This is a genomic window from Marivirga sp. (assembly GCF_035704835.1).
Taxonomy (GTDB): domain Bacteria; phylum Bacteroidota; class Bacteroidia; order Cytophagales; family Cyclobacteriaceae; genus Marivirga.
In genome coordinates this window covers 44631-62759 of the sequence record NZ_DASSWQ010000066.1, presented here as the reverse complement: position 1 = coordinate 62759, position 18129 = coordinate 44631, and the positions used below count along the sequence as shown (strand labels likewise).

Sequence of the window (18129 nt, the reverse complement as noted above, 5' to 3'; positions counted from 1 at the left end):
CAACTGATTGACAGGTGTTCAACCCTTCTTCTAAAACTGATCTAACAATCTGTTCTTTTTGATCAATACTGAATTTGTTCCTTTTTCTCTTTTTCATAAAAAACCCCAAAGGTTATGTCTAACTTTTGGGGTTCACTTCATTCGCCACGGTTTTTTATTTTTTTAAAATTACAAGTTACTAAAGATTCGTCTTGATTTTGGATGCCATATCTTTCAATTCGCCTTCAGAGGGATTTAATTTCTCTTTAGTAAAATTAATATCATTCATAGTATTTAAAGGCACCAAATGAATATGTACATGAGGAACCTCCAATCCGATAACAGCAACGCCAATTCTTTTACAACTCACTGATTTTTCAATGGCTTTAGCCACTTTCTTAGCAAATAAATGCAGTCCGGAAAGCAGCGTATCTTCAAGATTGAAAATATAATCAGTTTCTTGCTTAGGCACTACCAAAACGTGACCATGAACCAAAGGATTGATATCTAAAAAAGCTATGTAGTCGTCATTTTCAGCAACTATATGTCCTGGTATTTCTCTTTCGATTATTTTCGTAAATATACTAGCCATAATATTTAAAATTAAAAGCCGAACGGGATATCCGGCTTTTAGGAAGTTATAAACTAATATCTAAAATTTCAAATTCCATTTTACCTGCAGGAGCATCTACTTCGGCAATATCACCTATTTTTTTACCCATAATTCCCATACCAATAGGTGATTTGATAGAGATTTTACCTTCTTTCAAATTTGCTTCTTCTTCAGATACCATAGTGTAAGTTACTTCCATGCCGTTCTTTCTATTTTTTATTTTGGCTTTGGTTAACAGCCCTACTCTAGAAGTATCCACATCAGATTCTTTGATTACTCTGGCATTGGCAACAACTGTTTCCAATTTGTTTATTTTCATTTCAAGTAAACCTTGAGCCTCTTTAGCGGCATCATATTCTGCATTCTCGCTCAAGTCTCCTTTATCTCTAGCCTCTGCAATATCAGCGGAAGCTTTTGGTCTTTCCACGGTTTTTAAATGATGAAGCTCTTCCTTCATTTTATTTAAACCTTCTTCTGTGTAGTATGATACTTTACTCATCGTTATTAAAAATTGAAATTTCTATAAAATAAAAAACGGCACAATTTTGCATGAGCCGTTTATCTTGTTTCTTAGTATATGTACAAAGATAACTGAATTTAGTATTTAAAACAAGATTTGAATTTAACGTTCTATTTACCTAAAAGTTGGGGGTAATTTTCTCTGATTTCATTTTTGATATCATCATCTAATTCAGCTAAATAGAGGGTTTTTACATTTTTAAGTTGATCAACTGTAATGCCTTCTGCTCCTTTTAAGTTTGCTTTATAAAGGCTTGCTTCATCAAATGAAGCACCCGTTAAATGGCAATTGCTCAAGTCTGCTTCCATCAAATAAGCATTTGAAAAATCAGATTTTATTAAAAAAGCATTTTTAAAGTTTGCCTTAATTAAAAATGCATCCTTAAAATTTGCACCACTTGCAAAAGCCCCTTCAAAATTGGCTTGATTCATTTTTGCATTTTCGAAGTTGGTTTGGTTGGCTCTCGTTTTAGAGAAGTTGCATTCGATAGCATTAGCATGACTGAAATTTGAGGAGTTAAGATTAGAGCCACTTAAATTAACGTGACTCATATTTGTTTTAGTCAAATGACAATCTACTAAATTTATTTCAGTTATTTTATGTCTATTTAATCTCTTAATATTTCCCACAGTTCTAAATGCAGCTTCCTCTGATTCCCACTGACGGAAATCATCAATTTCATCTTTGTACATTTTAATTCTCAGCTGCTTTTCTCCATTTTCTCGCAGCCAATATATTAAAATACCTATTATGGCAATATCGAAAAGCATCCCATGAGCTTCAGCCAAAACTTGTTTAAACATTTCTTGGAAATCAGCTAAATAGTAGGGTAGGCTTAGTCCTACAACTAGTATAGCAAGTAATAAAAGAACTATAACCGAAGTTAGAATTGGCTTTTCCGTGATGCTTTTAATTTTTTCTTCTACTATGTTTTTTAGCTTATTTTTGCTCATATGGTGAATTTCTCTATGAAATCAAATTCTAATTTATAGTTATTTTGTGGGTTTTTTATAGGCTATTCTATAATAAATTGCTTTTTTCGACCAACAATTTAATTTTTTGGCTTAATACTATATTTATCTTTTCGTAAGATTCAAACGACCAGCCTGCAACATGTGGTGTCAAAATAACTTGCTTCAATTTTGTAAGTTCTTGAAAAACAGAAAGTTCTTCTCCGCTTAAAGAATTAATTTTTTCATTCTCCAAAACATCTAAAGCAGCTCCTTTTATTTTATTCGCTTTTAGTAATTCCAATAAGTCTTTTAAGATTAAAACTTCACCTCTTGACGTATTGATTATGTAGTTTAATGCACGAAATTTAGATATAAATTTAGAATTAACAATACCTTTATTTTCAGCATTCATAGGAATATGTATACTTAAAATTTGAGCGCTTTCTTGCATTTTTTCTAAGCTTACTTCTTCTACAAAGTCATTAGAAAAGCCTGTTTTTTCAGCATCATATGCTATTATTTTACAACCAAAACTACTCAACCTTTTAGCTAATGCGCTCCCCATATTCCCAAAACCTAACAGACCTATGGTTTTGCCCATTAATTCTACGCCTCTATTTCCCTCTCTATCCCATTTTCCATTTCTTACTTCCTGGTCTGATGTGTTAATTTTATTAAAAAGAGAAAGCATCATACCCATAGTATGCTCGGCCAATGCGTCCCTATTCCCTTCTGGAGCATTTAATAATTGTATGTTTCTTTTTTGTAATTCTTCTAATTCTACATTATCAACACCAGCGCCAGCTCTTGCTACAAATATGAGTTTATTTGCATTTTTAAGTAATTCAGCATCAATTGGAGTTTTACTTCTAACAATCAATCCTTCATAATTCCCTATGATTTGGAGGATTTCCGAACGCTTTATGGCAGGTTGATAATCTACCTCTAGGTTGAGCTTGGTCAACAATGGCGTTATGCTCTCATGCATTTCATCAATTATAAGTACTTTCATTTTCTGATTCAATAAAATTAGATTAATAAAAGATGTGCAACAGAGAAATATACCAATAATCCAAGCAAATCATTTGCAGTAGTGATAAATGGGCCAGCGGCTAGAGCTGGATTTATTCCCAATTTATCGAGTACTAAAGGAGTCACAGTTCCCATAAAAGAAGCCAATAAAACGACTGTAAATAGAGCGATTGAAACTACAATTGCTAATTTTATTTCTTGACCCAAAATAAGGTTCATGCCCATCACAATTCCAGCAATTACAATTCCATTTAAAATGGCAACTGCCAACACTTTTGCTATTCTCTTAAGAAATGAATCATCAAAAACAGATTTGCTAGCCAAACTTTGCAAGACGATAGAAGAAGATTGTATTCCTACGTTCCCACCGGTTGCAGTAATTAAAGGAATAAAAAATGCCATTGCGGGTACAATTAAAATATCTTCTTCAAAAACCCCTATAAATTGAGCGCCTAAAAGTCCACCAAACATTCCAATTATTAACCAGGGCAATCGGGCTCGGGTCAGCATCCAAACGCTATCATCTTCCTCAACATCTTCGGAAATACCAGCCATCATCTGTCTTTCCTCTTCCGCTAATTCAGTGATTACGTCCACAATATCATCAATGGTAATACGTCCCATCAATTTACCTTGTACATTCACTACGGGAACTGCATCCAAGTCATATTTTCGCATTATTTCTGCAACATCGACTTCATCCATGTAGGTTTCAACAGAAATAACATCATCATCATAAAGGTCTTTTACTTTTAAGTGGTCATCAGCTAAGATTATTTTCTTCAAAGAAACCCTTCCCAGTAGCACGTTCTGGTTATCGACCACATAAACAGAATAGATTTTCTCTACATTTTCAGCTTGTCTTCTAATTTCCTCTATACATTGGTTGATAGACCAATTGACATTAGCTTTAATAAGCTCTTTTGCCATCAAACCTCCCGCTACATCTTCTTCATAGCGTAATAGGTCTAGAATGTTCTTGGCTTTTTCTTTATTTTCCAGCGAAGCAATTACTTCTTCCCTGTCTTTTAACGGTAATTCATTAATGATATCCACCGCATCATCTGAATCCAATTCGTTGAGCATTGCAGCTATCTCAGCAGAATTAAATTCTTTTAGATATTTTGAACGGACATCCTCATCTAAATCATTTATAACCTCTGCGCTGACCTCATTTTCCAGCACTTCCAAAACATAGCGAGATTCTTCTGTCTCGAATTCCAATAAAATAGTGGAGATATCGGCAGGGTTAGTATCGTCTAGTGTATTCTTAATAAATTGCTCATCCTGCTCTGTAATGGCAGTTTGCAATTTCTCCAGATACTCTTTTGAAAGTTCAAATTGGTCAATATGCTCTTTTTCCTCAAGATTATCCATTAGCAATGTGGTTAGTCAATTCTACAAAATCATTAACGGTCAGTTGCTCGGCACGTTTATCCAATACAGATAATGATTTTATTTCATCAGATAAATCGAAAGTCTTTAAAGCATTTCTCAATGTTTTTCTTCTATTATTGAAGCCTTGTTTCACAACCCTAAAAAACAACTTCTCATCACAGTCTAAAGTTTGGGTTTTGTTTCTTTTCAATCTTAAAACAGCAGAAGTCACCTTTGGAGGAGGATTAAAAACATGAGGAGGAACAGAAAATAGATATTCTATATCATAAAAAGCTTGAAGTAGTACACTTAAGATACCATACGTTTTATTGCCTTCTTTTGCAGCTATTCGTTCTGCTACTTCTTTTTGAATCATCCCCACTACTTCAGGGATTTGGTCTCTGTATTCCAGTACCTTGAAAAATATTTGTGAGGAAATATTGTAGGGGAAATTTCCAATGATGCCAAATGACTCCTTATAATAATGACCTAAATCAATTCTTAAAAAGTCTTCTTTAATAAATTGGTCCCTGTGGTCAGGGTAAAGATTTTGAAGATAATCAACTGATTCCTGGTCAACATCCATGAAAAGCAATTCGTACTTCGCTTTATCGATTAAAAAATTACTGAGCACACCAGTTCCAGGGCCAATTTCCAATAACTTTTTATAATTATTATGCCCTTCAAGGCTTTCCACAATTTTTTGGGCTATATTTTGGTCTTTTAAAAAATGTTGTCCTAAATGTTTTTTCGCTCTAACTCCCTTCATTTTTCAAAGCAGATAAAAAAAAACTAAATTGCACAGAAATTAATCATAATTATTTCAGAATTCGACATCAAGCGCGTATTTAAGATATGGAAGAAATTAATAAACCAACCATTGCCATTACCATCGGAGATGTGAATAGTATTTCCCCTGAAGTGATCATAAAAGCTTTGGAGGATCCAAGAATTATAAAAATGATGACTCCCGTAGTCTATGGTTCCGGTAAAATTCTCTCTTATTATAGAAAAGCTCTAAACATTCGGGATTTCAATTATTTTCAGTTGAAGAAATTAGAAGAATTGAGCGATAAAAAATTGAATGTTTTGAATTTATGGGAGGAAACGGTGAATATTACCATGGGGCAATCTTCAGAAGAAGCTGGGAAATATGCTTTTATTAGCATCAAAAAAGCGGTGGAGGATGCAATGGAAGGAAAAGTTGATGCAATCGTTACGGCTCCCATCAATAAACATAATATTCAGTCGGAAGAATTTAAATTCGCAGGCCATACAGAATATCTTGCCCAAGAGGCAGGAGTAAAAGATAGTTTAATGCTGTTGGTAGATGGTGATTTGAGGGTAGGCGTTGTGACAGGCCATATTCCAATAAGTGAAGTAAGTGAAAAGGTGACTGCTGAAAAGATAGACAGCAAACTGGATGTTTTAGAAAAATCTCTAAAGCAAGATTTTGGCATAAAGAAGCCTAAAATTGCTGTTTTAGGTTTAAATCCGCATGCTGGAGATGGGGGAGTGATAGGGAAGGAGGAGGAAGAAATGATTAAGCCATTGATTGAAAAAAGAAAAGAAAAAGGAAAATTGGTTTTTGGTCCTTTTTCTGCTGATGGTTTCTTTGGGAATCAACAATATAAGAATTTTGATGCCGTTTTGGCAATGTATCACGATCAAGGCTTGATTCCATTTAAAACGTTGGCTTTTTCAAATGGTGTTAATTTTACAGCAGGACTCCCTTTTGTGAGGACTTCACCTGACCACGGAACTGCTTATGATTTAACAGGAAAAGGCCTAGCAGATGAAACTTCTATGCGGCAAGCCTTGTTTTTGGCAATCGATATCATTAAGAATAGAAAAGAATATTCTTAAAGCTGTTTAGTAATATCAAATAATATTTTTATCTTTGCGCTCTTAATTTAAGATGGGATGGAAAAGTTGAAGGATTTCGACATTCAGGTTTATAAGCTTGGTATCAAGCAGCATGAATATGAATTTACAGTAAATTCAGACTTTTTCAGTGAGTATGAAGGTGAATTGGTTGAAAGTGGGGAGATTAAAGTTCAAGCTCTATTAGATAAGAGAGAAAATCTAATGGAATTGGAATTGAATTTCTCAGGTTATGTTGACTTAATTAGTGACAGAAGCTTAGAGCCTTTTCAATATCCTATAGATATCAACAAAAAGCTGTTGTATAAATATGGGGAAGAAGAGCAAGAGCTGGAAGAAGATGTTATGGTTATCACAAAAAACACGCAAGTGATTAATGTGGGACATTTCATTTACGAAACCATCGCTTTGCAAATACCTTTAAAAAAGTTGCACCCAGATGAAATTGAGGAAGACGAAGAGCATAATGATTATATTTATATAGACGATGCTGAAGAGGAAATTGAAGAAGAGGAAGAAAATATAGACCCACGATGGGCAGCATTAAAAAATTTGAAAAAAGGAAATAAGAATTAAAATTTAGAATAAAATGGCGCATCCTAAGAGAAAAATATCCAGAACCAGAAGAGATAAAAGAAGGACTCATAAAAAAGGAACGGCAAAATTATTGGCGATTTGTCCTACTACAGGCGAGGCGCATTTGCCACACAGAGCTTTCTGGCATGAAGGTAAACTTTACTATAAAGGAAATGTAGTAATGGAAAAAGAAGTATTGGCTTAATTTAGTCAATTTAAAATCTTAAAGCTTTGCTTGGCAGCAAAGCTTTTTTTATTGACTTTATTATTTGGGAATAAATTAATTATGGTATTCTACCATGTTTAACTTTAATTATTCTTTAAAAAATAATTATCAATCTTTCGCTAAGCCTTGCATTTCTTACATTTTTGTCGGGCTTGAAGGCATTATTATATATATTAGCGACTGGATAGCCAAAGAAACTACGATTAAATCATGACAAAAATAACTGCAGCTATTACCGGAGTTCATGGGTGGGTGCCTGATTATGTGTTGACCAACAAAGAGTTGGAAACCATGGTGGAAACCAATGATGAGTGGATTACCTCTCGCACTGGAATAAAAGAAAGAAGGATTCTAAAAGGTGAAAATCAAGGGACTTCAGTAATTGGAACTCAAGCCGTTAAAGGATTACTTGAAAAAACAGGTAATGAAGCCGAAGATATTGATCTTTTGATTTGTGCAACTACCACTCCTGATATGCTTTTCCCTGCCACTGCAAATGTTATCAGTAATAATTTAGGTGCAAAAAATGCTTTCAGCTATGACTTACAAGCCGCATGTTCAGGTTTTATTTTTGCCCTAGCAACAGCATCTCAATTTATTGAAACAGGTAAGTACAAAAAAGTTGTCGTGGTTGGAGCCGATAAAATGTCTTCTATCATCGATTACCAAGACCGACAAACCTGTATCATTTTTGGTGATGGAGGTGGAGCAGTTTTACTAGAGCCAAATACGGAAGGCTTCGGAATAAAAGATTCTATTCTTCATACTGATGGCTCTGGGGAACAATTTTTGCACATGAAAGCTGGTGGAAGTAGGAAACCTGCTACTCATGAAACCTTGGATAATCGCGAACATTATGTTTTTCAGGAAGGAAGTCAGGTATTTAAATTTGCTGTAACCAACATGGCAGATGTTGCTGCAGATATTATGGCAAAAAATAATTTGACTTCTGATGATGTCTCTTGGTTAGTTCCTCATCAAGCAAATAAGAGAATTATAGATGCCACTGCCAATCGAATGGGAGTAAGCTCAGATAAAGTAATGCTCAATATTCATAAATTTGGTAATACAACCAGTGGCACAATTCCGTTATGTTTATGGGAGTACGAAAATCAAATGAAAAAAGGCGATAATATTATATTAGCTGCTTTTGGAGGAGGTTTTACCTGGGGTTCCATTTATATAAAATGGGCATACGATTCTAAATAATTTTATTAAATTAATGTTTACAATATATGGCAGATACTTCTGATTTTAAAAATGGTCTTTGCATCGAGTTTAATCACGATTTGTTCACTATTGTTGAATTTCAACATGTGAAGCCTGGTAAAGGTCCTGCATTTGTAAGAACTAAATTAAAAAGTCTTACAACGGGGAAAGTTTTAGATAATACCTTCACATCAGGTCATAAAGTGACAACAGCAAGAATTGAAAGAAGACCGCATCAGTTTTTATATAAAGATGACATAGGCATGCATTTTATGGATGCTGAAACTTTTGAGCAAATCTCGATTCCAGATGAATCCATTGATAATGTAGATTTGTATAAAGAAGGACAGGAAGTGGATATTCTAATCCATGCTGAAACAGAGAAACCTCTAAGTTGTGAATTGCCTCCATTTGTTGAAATGAAAGTGACTTATACTGAGCCCGGGATTAAAGGCGATACGGCTACTAATGCTACAAAACCTGCAACCGTAGAAACAGGAGCAGAAATAAAAGTGCCTCTATTTATCGACCAAGATGAGTTGATAAAAGTAGATACCAGAACTCGTTCTTATGCGGAAAGAGTAAAAAAATAAATTGTAATTTAAAATTTTGACTTTTAACTAAACCAACAGCTATGAAAGCGAAAGAGATTCAAGACCTAATTGATTTTATTTCTAAATCCGGATTGGATGAAGTAAATATAGAAACCGAAGAATTTAAAATTAAAGTAAAAAAGAATTCTGAGGCTAAAGTTATTCAAGCTGCAGCACCAGCACCTCAACCTGCAGCCGCACCTGCTCCTGCACCTTCAGCCCCAGCTCCAGCACCGAATGCTGGTGGTGAAGAGAAGCCAGCAGCTTCTGATGATGATAAATATGTTGCAATCAAATCACCAATGATTGGAACTTTCTACAGAACACCAAATCCTGATAACCCTGCATTCGTAAATGTTGGTGATTCTGTAAAAGCTGGTGATACAGTTTGTATCGTGGAAGCAATGAAATTATTCAATGAAATTGAATCGGATATTTCTGGTAAAATCGTTAAAATATTGGTGGATAATGCAACACCAGTAGAATACGACCAACCATTATTTTTAGTGGATCCTTCTTGATAAGCTTTTATTCAAGAATTGTTACAAATGTTTCATTAAAATAAAGAAATCGTGTTTAAAAAGATATTAATTGCCAATAGAGGTGAAATAGCTTTGCGAATTATAAGAACTTGCAAAGAAATGGGAATCAGTACTGTGGCAGTATATTCCACCGCTGATAAAGACAGTTTGCATGTGCGTTTTGCCGATGAAGCTGTTTGTATAGGACCAGCCGCCAGTAAAGATTCATACTTAAATATTCCAAATATTATTTCTGCTGCAGAAATCACGAATGCAGACGCAATTCATCCAGGATATGGATTTTTATCCGAAAATGCTGAATTTTCTAAAATTTGTGGTGAATATGGTATAAAGTTTATTGGAGCAGACCCGGTGATGATTAGTAAAATGGGTGATAAAGCTACTGCAAAAGCAACCATGAAAGCAGCAGGAGTTCCTACCATTCCTGGTTCAGAAGGATTATTAGAATCTATTGAAGAAGGACAAAAAATAGCAAAGGATATGGGTTATCCTGTAATTCTGAAAGCTACAGCTGGTGGTGGTGGTAAAGGGATGCGTATTGTAAATGATGAAGAGGCTTTCAAAAAAGCTTGGGACTCAGCTCGTCAGGAGGCAGGTGCATCTTTTGGAAATGAAGGTCTTTATCTGGAGAAATTTGTTGAAGAGCCTCGTCACGTGGAAATTCAAATAGTAGGAGATAAAAATGGTAAAGCTTGCCACTTATCAGAGAGAGATTGTTCAATCCAGAGAAGACATCAAAAATTAATAGAAGAAACGCCTTGCCCGGTAATGACTGATGAATTGCGTGATGCAATGGGAAAAGCGGCTATTAAAGGTGCAGAAGCTGTAGGTTATGAAGGTGCTGGAACCATAGAATTCTTGTTGGATAAGCATAATAATTTCTATTTTATGGAAATGAATACACGGATCCAAGTAGAGCATCCAATTACAGAAGAAGTTACTGATTTTGATTTGATTAAAGAACAAATCAAAGTGGCTGCTGGAATTACAATTTCTGGTGAAAATTATTTCCCTCACCTATGTGCAATGGAATGTAGAATTAATGCGGAAGATCCTGCAAATGGTTTCAGACCAAGCCCGGGGAAAATAACCAATTTACACTTGCCAGGTGGTCATGGTGTAAGGGTTGACAGCCATGTTTACGCAGGTTATACGATTCCTCCATTCTATGATTCCATGATTGCCAAGCTGATTGTTTCAGGGCAAACAAGAGAAGAAGTGATGGTAAGAATGAAAAGAGCATTAGAAGAATTTGTGATAGAAGGAGTGAAAACTACTATTCCTTTTCACATTGAAATGATGGATAATGAGATTTTCAAATCGGGTAATTTCACTACTAAGTTTTTGGATGATTATGATTTCACTAAATTGAAGAGTGGAAAATAAATAGACCTAAATTCATACATATGAGAAAGCAAGCAGGAATTTTAACTTTTTTAATTTTCTCGCTTGCTTTTTCTGTTTCTGGGCAAGATTCTACTTTCACTAAGTTTGCAGGGATAAGTTTTGGATCAAGTATTCCTAAAACGGATTTAGAGCCTACTTATAAAAAACCAGGAGTTCAGCTTTCTGCTTTTTTACAGTTTACTCCTAATCGTTGGCTAAATGTGGGGCTTTGGTTTAGTGCAGGAGAAGCACAGTCTGAAAATAGAGAAGTCCGTTTTTTTGACCAAAGTGAGTTTCAAATCAATGATTTTGCTAGGGCAAATTACCAGTCACTACATGTAGAGCCTAGTTTTCACCTTCTCAAGAAATCTAATTATTCTATTTACATGGCTCAAGGCTTTGGATTCATGAGATACGCAGTTTATGATAGAGATAATAGTAATTTAGCCAGTCAACTTGATAGTCGATCACAAGGAGAAGAGTATTCAAATTTCGCTGTTTTGTTGCCCACAACCTTGAATGCTTATTATTTTTTACCTAATGATTTCGGTTTGCACCTCAGAACTGGCTTTCTAAATCCTCAAACTGATTATTTAGATAATATTTCCAATTTCGGAAATCCCGAGAATAATGATAATTTGTTTATTCTTCAATTGTCCATTTTAAAACGTTTCTCAATTAAAGATCCAGATGATGAAAAGTAGTCTATTATTAATAATTGTTGCTTTGATAACATTTTCTTGTCAAAAAGTTAAGGAAGCTAAAGAAATCAAAAGAATTGACCGACCGGAATCCAGTATTTTGAAGGGAGTATTTGTGCCAGAAGGGAAAGATTTATTCTATACATCAGGTTTAGTAAGTGAAGTTTTGAATCCAGATGCTCCTGCGGGTGATATGTCAAAATATGGGAATACTTATCAACAAAGCATTGGCACTTTAAAAAGAATAAAAGAAACCATTGAAGCAGAAGGATATACAATGGAAGACGTATTCTTTTTAAGAGTATATTTAGCACCTGATGAAACAGGAGAAATTGACTGGGATGCTTGGTTTAAAGCTTATGGGGAATATTTCAATAATGAGGATAACCCTAATAAAGTAGCCCGGTCCACTATAGGGGTTTATAAATTAGCACGACCAGAATTGTTGGTTGAGGTGGAGGCTGTTGCTGCTCATTAAGTTTTTTAATTATAATATAAGTTTTTTACTTACTTAATAAATCTGACATACTATCTTTAGGACTTTAAAAAATTATAGTCCATGAAAATTATTTTCAGCCAACTCCTTATAGTTGTCCTTTTTACGAGTCATTTATTTAGTCAGTCATTTTATGTGGGTAATACCTTACCTAATAATGGCACCGTAAATAAACCAGAAACTGAGCCTATTCAGCTTGCTTTTAGCCAAGATGTAGATTTTTCTACCGTAAATTCCTCAAACATAAAGATATTGGGAAGTCAAGGAGAGACAATTGAAGGAAACTTTGAAACAACTTCTTCGACAAATATTGCTTTTAGGCCAAATGGAAAATACAAAAAAGGAGATAGAATTACTGTTATAGTTACTGATAAAGTAAAGTCGGAAACTGCTGAAAATTGCGTCCCCTACACCTTTCAATTTTCTATAGAAAGTCCAAAAGGATCAGGGACATTTTCAGAAAATATTGAAGTTCACCCTAATATAAATATTAATGATTACCACAAAATTGCTGACCTAGACAATGATGGCGATAACGATATTATAGGGAGTAGTCTTACCGGTCAAGGGACTAGGCAAACATGGTTTGAAAATTTAGGGAATAATATATTTGAGGAGAGGCAGCTTCATTCATTTTACACGCTCGGCTCACCTAAAATATTAAAGATTAAAGATATTGATGCTGATGGTGACTTAGATTTGATTGGATTTAATGAAGGGGCCAATATACTGTACATATTATTAAATGATGGCAGTGGTGGATTTCCTACAAAGATTGATGTTACCGCTAGTCTGACTAATGTTACCGATATATCAGTTGATGATATAGACAATGATGGTGATTTTGATATAAATGTTTCAGACCAGGGAACAGGTTCTATTTATAGTTTCTTAAATGATGGAAATCTAAACCTCACTCAATCTTTAATCACAAATATTCTTTCTACCCCTACGGATATAATTTTGAGAGATTTCAATAAGGATGGATGGTTAGATTTTATTGTTTATGAATCGAATGACAGAGCTACTTTTTTATTTTTATTTAATAAATCTACAGGTACTTATGATCTATCGACATTGATTGATCCTATTTATTCACGAACAGTTGTGCCGGCTGGTACCGTGTTCGTAGATGATTATGATAATGATGGTGATTTTGATTTAATTACGGAGCAATTTTATGATGATGGTACTGGCACTGCCTTAAGCATAATTTGGTTTAAAAATGATGGTAATCAAAACTTTACCAAGCATTTGGTTCACAAACATGCTACGATTGCAATTTACAGTTTTGAAGTATTAGATGTTGATGGTGATGGAGATTTTGATGTATATGTAAATGGATATTCTGAAAGCTATCAAAATAAAATTTACCTTAATAATGGAGACGAAACCTTTGAATTGGTTACCCTACCTGGTGAAGCGAATAGAGAGAATTCAACTGCATTTGGTGATTTGGATAATAATGGATCTACTGATGTTGTTTATACCTCGGATGGCTATGCAATCGGCTATTCATTGCAACTTGATACACTTCAGTTGGTATCTACTTCTCCCGTAAACAATGGACAATTGCAAGACCCCTCAGGGGCTATTAGTTTTGAGTTTGAAAATTCCATTGATCCAAACTCTTTTAGTCCTGACATGCTCACAGTTCGAAGTAGTAATGGTCAAATAAAAGGTGGACAGGTTGTATTGACTGATAATATAGTCAGCTTCACTCCGGCTTTTCCATTTAGTGCGGCTGATGAAGTTACTGTTTATCTAGAGGGATATTTAAAAGATCTTTCCTTACAAAAACACTCTATTGCTCGTAATTTATCCTTTTCAGTTGCTTCAGATACTCTTGGTGAGTTAGCGTTTAAGGAAAACATAATAGAAACCATTGGTAATGGCACTTATCTTATGCCTAAAAAAGCCTATATGCTTGATTTTAATGGCGATTCAAAAGAGGAGGTCGCTTTTGTTTCAGTAGCTAGTGGTCTAAGTGAAATAAATCTATTGAATTTTCATGGGCAAGATTCTACAAGTATAACCCGTATTGCAACTGCGGTGAATCCATCCAAACCTAGCGACTTCAATAATGATGGTTTCTTAGATATGGTAACTCATGATGGATATAAATCCTACATCAAAATAAATCAAGGAGATAATACTTTTACTACAGCTACATCATTTGTCGGAAAGACAACTTCAACCATTGGATATGATATAAATTTTGATGGTTATGAAGCGCCTATATTAACCCCCGATAATTATATGATTCCCACCTCTGTGTATGATAATTTCTCCAATGAGAATCTAAAAAGAATTAGTTTGTTGCTACCAAGTCTAAATATCCAGGCTAAACAATTTAGGAAGGGAGACATTAACAATGATGCTCAACTAGATATTTTAGTTGATTATGATTATTATGATAAATTATCTGTTTTAGAAAGGAATAATGATCGATTTGCGGAGCATGTAATTTCCACAACTTTTAATAGTGGTACTTTGGAGTTGGCTGATTTAGATAATGATTATGATTTAGATATACTTTCAATAGCAGAAGGTGACAGCGCTGTGACCCTATTTGAAAATCAAGGAAATTTTACCTTTACACAATCAAGGCTAGACATTTATACAAGTAATCCTCAGCATCTTCAAATCGTTGATGTTGACGGTGATAATTATAAAGATATAGTAGTCGGTAGCTTTTCTCAGGATTCTTTAAAATGGTATAAAAACCAGCAAGATTTAACTTTTAGCCCTGTTGTAATTAAATCAGAAGTTAAAGAAGCTCAAGTCTTGATGGCTTTTGACTATGAAGGCGATGGGCATATGGATTTTGTAGGAACCCGTTACAATTCTGAAACTCTTACGAATGATCTTTTTATAATCAAACAAGAAAACAACCCTCCTTATATAAAGCAGGACATTGATAAGCTGATTCTCACTGAAAATTTTGCTCAACATGAAATTGATTTAGATTCTATATTCGGTGATTATTATCAAGAGAACCTTACTTATGAAATCACTGAATTTGCTGATAGTGTTGTCAATTTAACGCTCAATAACAATTTATTAAACATAGAAGAAGTTGCTACAGGTTTAAGTGTAGTTAAAATAAAGGCCACGGATGCAGTGGGACAATCCGTTCTTTTAGATTTTGAACTCAAGAATAATGCAAAGCCACGAATTATAGCAGATTCATCGATGTTCGTTCTGGGTAACTATAGCACCTTAAATTTCACTGGAGATCAGTTATTTGAAGATGTTGATGGCAATAGAGTTACTTTTTCTATCGAAGTTGAGGAAAATAGTTTACTGACATTTACTCCTAATTCTTCTGCAACAGAGGATTATAAATTTTCTTCACTTGAAATATACTCAGCAGAAAATTATGGACAAGTATCCTTTAAACTGAAAGTAGATGATGGTGAAGGCGGGAAAGATAGTGCAAATTTTGTGGTAATTATTAATAAAAGTCCTGAGCTTATTAATGACTTTCCTAATCTGGTTGTGAATCAAGGTGCTGTTGCGGATACTATCCAATTGGCTGCGTATTTCAGTGATTTGGAAGATGAAAAATTGCGTTACAGCATTGAATATAATCCAAATTCAGTTTCTGATAGTGTTAGTAATTTGAGTTTTCTGAATGATTCTTTGATGATTATATCAGAAGATTCAGTGATTGGTCGAGATTTCTACATCTTAAAAGCATCCGATACTTACGGATTTTATGCGAGAGCATTCTTTTCTGTAAAAATTAATGGAGCTCCATTTGCAATAGATACCATTCCTGATACTATGATTCCACTGGATAATACGGCTAGCTTCGATTTGTACGACTATTTTGATGATGTTGATTCCTACAGACGTCTAAGTTTTAGTGCTGTAGCAGAAGACAGTACGATAACCGATATTAATATATATTCAGCTTATCGACTTAGTCTTGATCCAAAGAAAAGTGGACAAACTTCAATAGAAGTAATTGCTACTGATGAAAATGGTTTAAGTTTTACCCAGCGTTTTGAATTTGAAGCCAATGCCGGACCGGAGATTGCGGTCAATTGGACAGAGTTGTATTTAAATGAGGGTTTTGGAACTTATCAAATAGATCTTGATTCGGTTTTCTCAGATTTTGAAAACGATCAACTGAAGTATGAATTAATCCAAGGATATAGTTTAGTAGTTTCGGAATTATCTGAAAATATTTTAACTATCACTGAAACTGATTTAACGGGCTCATCCAATTTTTACTTACGTGCATATGATTCTTTATCTCAATCCAATAGTTTTAATTTCCAACTATTTGTAAATGATAGACCAGAGTTGGTTACTAATTTTGATTCTTTAAAATTAAATGAAAGCGACTCAATCTTCAGCTCGATTTATTTTTATGAGTATTTTCAAGATAATGGAAACTTAACGTATAACGTTAGTTCTTCCAATCCTGAAGTTGTGGGAGTTAATTATTCTACAAATTCAATTCTTAATCTTAATGCATATTCAAAAGGTGAAAGCATTATAAATATTGTAGCTACGGATGAAAGAGGATTGCTTGTTGAAACCGAATTTCCTGTCGTTGTAAATGGTAAGCCAATTATTTTAAATTCCATTGAAGATGTTGTAATCAACGAGGATTCTGATGGTATATACTTTACTTTTTCCGAAATTTTCGAAGACCCTGAAGACGATTCTTTAACATATGAAGTAATTACATACAATAACTACCTGCAAACAGAAAAATCAGCTACTGGTGTTTTACTTGCGCCTATGGAATTGGGCAGTCTTACAGTGAGGTTTGAGGCGAGAGATGAATTCGGGGCAATAAATAATATGTCTTTTAATGTTTTAATTAATGGAATCCCAAAAGTAGAAAATAGTTATGATACTCTGTATTTTACGGAAGGTTTTAAAACATCTCAGCTAAATTTGAATAACTTATTTTCGCATAGCACTCAAGATGTAGAAGATACTTTATCATATGAATTAATTGGAGAAAGTGATGAGATTATTACATACAATCTAATTGATGATATGCTGAATCTAACGGAAAATGGATGTGGTAAGAGTAATTTCAAAATAAAGGCTACCGATATACATCATGCAAATGCAACTATCAATTTTCATGTTGTGGTAAATAAAATACCTGAAGTTATAGCCCAACAACCTTTTAAATTAGTATTTAATGAGGGATTTGAACAAGAAGAAATAGATGTAAAACCATTTTTCACTGACGATAACGAGCTTTCTTATCAATACTTAATTTTAGATGAAGGACTTGATTTTATAAATATTTCAATGTCCGGGCAAAATCTAATTATTACTGAATTAGGTTATTTGGGTTCGCATAACTTTAAAATTATAGCTCAAGATCCATATGGTCAAAAAACAGAACTCGAAGTTGAAGTCATTGTAAATGGAATACCAATTCAGAATAGACAGATTGAAGACGTTGAAGTGAAAAAAGGGTTTGTTTTTTATGAGTTAGATTTGAAAACAGTTTTTTCAGATCCTGAAAATAGTACTCTTGATTTTGATATTACTGTAGAGAATTCAAATCTGATTTCTGCTTCTATTTCAAATCAACAAATTTTAACCATACAAGAACAGGAGTCAGTCGGTTCTTCTCTTATTTATTTATCCGTTGTAGATTCCTATGGTGCAAGCGACAGTACATCTTTTAGATTCACGATTTTGGATAAGGTAACTTCAAATAGTTCTAAAGAGCTTGAAAAATTAATTAGCTATCCGAATCCAGTAATTGAAAAAGTAACAGTTGAAAATATTCCTACTGATTTTCAGGATGCATTTATAATCGATTTACAGGGAAAATTAATTCATTCATCATTTGAAATTGATAATGGTAAGTTGCTCATAAATACAAAGTCTTTACATCACGGAGTCTATATTTTAACCATTAAAGGAAAAAATAAGCATCATCATATGAGATTTGTTAAAAAATAAGTTGTGATTTTTTGGAGGTTGCTTGAATTCAATAAAAGAAGTTTGGAATATAATCCAGACTTCTTTTATTCATCATGATGTTTGAAATAG

The 18129-nt window shown here is 34.0% G+C and carries 16 protein-coding genes; 10 read left to right on the top strand and 6 right to left on the bottom strand.

What is annotated here, in order from left to right:
* Positions 1 to 178: 178 nt before the first annotated feature.
* From VFM92_RS10700 to rsmA, 6 genes are all read right to left on the bottom strand, one after another.
* The gene (locus tag VFM92_RS10700; protein ID WP_325122213.1) at positions 179 to 571 is read right to left on the bottom strand and encodes an HIT family protein; all 393 of its coding nucleotides are present in this window, start codon (positions 569 to 571) and stop codon (positions 179 to 181) included.
* Positions 572 to 617: 46 nt separating this feature from the next.
* The gene (greA, locus tag VFM92_RS10695) at positions 618 to 1091 is read right to left on the bottom strand and encodes a transcription elongation factor GreA (protein WP_325122212.1); all 474 of its coding nucleotides are present in this window, start codon (positions 1089 to 1091) and stop codon (positions 618 to 620) included.
* A gap of 131 nt (positions 1092 to 1222) precedes the next feature.
* The gene (locus VFM92_RS10690; protein WP_325122211.1) at positions 1223 to 2065 is read right to left on the bottom strand and encodes a pentapeptide repeat-containing protein; all 843 of its coding nucleotides are present in this window, start codon (positions 2063 to 2065) and stop codon (positions 1223 to 1225) included.
* 67 nt (positions 2066 to 2132) lie between these two features.
* On the bottom strand, positions 2133 to 3077 hold the full coding sequence (locus tag VFM92_RS10685; protein WP_325122210.1) for an NAD(P)-dependent oxidoreductase: 945 nt from the start codon (positions 3075 to 3077) through the stop codon (positions 2133 to 2135).
* A 17-nt stretch (positions 3078 to 3094) separates the two neighbouring features.
* Entirely contained in the window at positions 3095 to 4474 is a 1380-nt protein-coding gene (gene mgtE / locus VFM92_RS10680) for a magnesium transporter (RefSeq protein WP_325122209.1), read from the bottom strand.
* Entirely contained in the window at positions 4467 to 5243 is a 777-nt protein-coding gene (gene rsmA, locus VFM92_RS10675; protein ID WP_325122208.1) for a 16S rRNA (adenine(1518)-N(6)/adenine(1519)-N(6))-dimethyltransferase RsmA, read from the bottom strand. Before rsmA ends, mgtE begins: the two co-directional genes overlap by 8 nt.
* Positions 5244 to 5329: 86 nt before the next feature.
* On the opposite strand from rsmA, the gene pdxA reads away from it, so the two are divergent.
* The 10 genes from pdxA to VFM92_RS10625 all read left to right on the top strand — a co-directional run bounded on the left by pdxA (position 5330) and on the right by VFM92_RS10625 (position 18039).
* On the top strand, positions 5330 to 6340 hold the full coding sequence (gene pdxA, locus VFM92_RS10670; RefSeq protein ID WP_325122207.1) for a 4-hydroxythreonine-4-phosphate dehydrogenase PdxA: 1011 nt from the start codon (positions 5330 to 5332) through the stop codon (positions 6338 to 6340).
* 57 nt (positions 6341 to 6397) lie between these two features.
* On the top strand, positions 6398 to 6934 hold the full coding sequence (locus tag VFM92_RS10665) for a DUF177 domain-containing protein (RefSeq protein WP_325122206.1): 537 nt from the start codon (positions 6398 to 6400) through the stop codon (positions 6932 to 6934).
* Between the two features lie 13 nt (positions 6935 to 6947).
* Positions 6948 to 7139, top strand: a complete 192-nt coding sequence (gene rpmF / locus VFM92_RS10660; RefSeq protein WP_013455314.1) for a 50S ribosomal protein L32 — start codon at positions 6948 to 6950, stop codon at positions 7137 to 7139.
* Between the two features lie 231 nt (positions 7140 to 7370).
* Complete coding sequence (locus tag VFM92_RS10655; protein ID WP_325122205.1) at positions 7371 to 8369, top strand: beta-ketoacyl-ACP synthase III; 999 nt, start codon at positions 7371 to 7373, stop codon at positions 8367 to 8369.
* 26 nt (positions 8370 to 8395) lie between these two features.
* A complete protein-coding gene (gene efp, locus VFM92_RS10650) occupies positions 8396 to 8962 on the top strand; it encodes an elongation factor P (RefSeq protein ID WP_325122204.1) in 567 nt (188 codons plus the stop codon).
* Positions 8963 to 9003: 41 nt separating this feature from the next.
* Positions 9004 to 9483: an acetyl-CoA carboxylase biotin carboxyl carrier protein gene (gene accB / locus VFM92_RS10645; protein ID WP_325122203.1), complete on the top strand. Its 480-nt coding sequence runs from the start codon at positions 9004 to 9006 to the stop codon at positions 9481 to 9483.
* Positions 9484 to 9534: 51 nt separating this feature from the next.
* Entirely contained in the window at positions 9535 to 10890 is a 1356-nt protein-coding gene (gene accC, locus VFM92_RS10640) for an acetyl-CoA carboxylase biotin carboxylase subunit (RefSeq protein WP_325122202.1), read from the top strand.
* A 20-nt stretch (positions 10891 to 10910) separates the two neighbouring features.
* Entirely contained in the window at positions 10911 to 11594 is a 684-nt protein-coding gene (locus VFM92_RS10635) for a hypothetical protein (protein WP_325122201.1), read from the top strand.
* On the top strand, positions 11584 to 12069 hold the full coding sequence (locus VFM92_RS10630) for a RidA family protein (protein WP_325122200.1): 486 nt from the start codon (positions 11584 to 11586) through the stop codon (positions 12067 to 12069). Before VFM92_RS10635 ends, VFM92_RS10630 begins: the two co-directional genes overlap by 11 nt.
* 81 nt (positions 12070 to 12150) lie before the next feature.
* Complete coding sequence (locus VFM92_RS10625) at positions 12151 to 18039, top strand: FG-GAP-like repeat-containing protein (RefSeq protein WP_325122199.1); 5889 nt, start codon at positions 12151 to 12153, stop codon at positions 18037 to 18039.
* Positions 18040 to 18129: the final 90 nt, after the last annotated feature.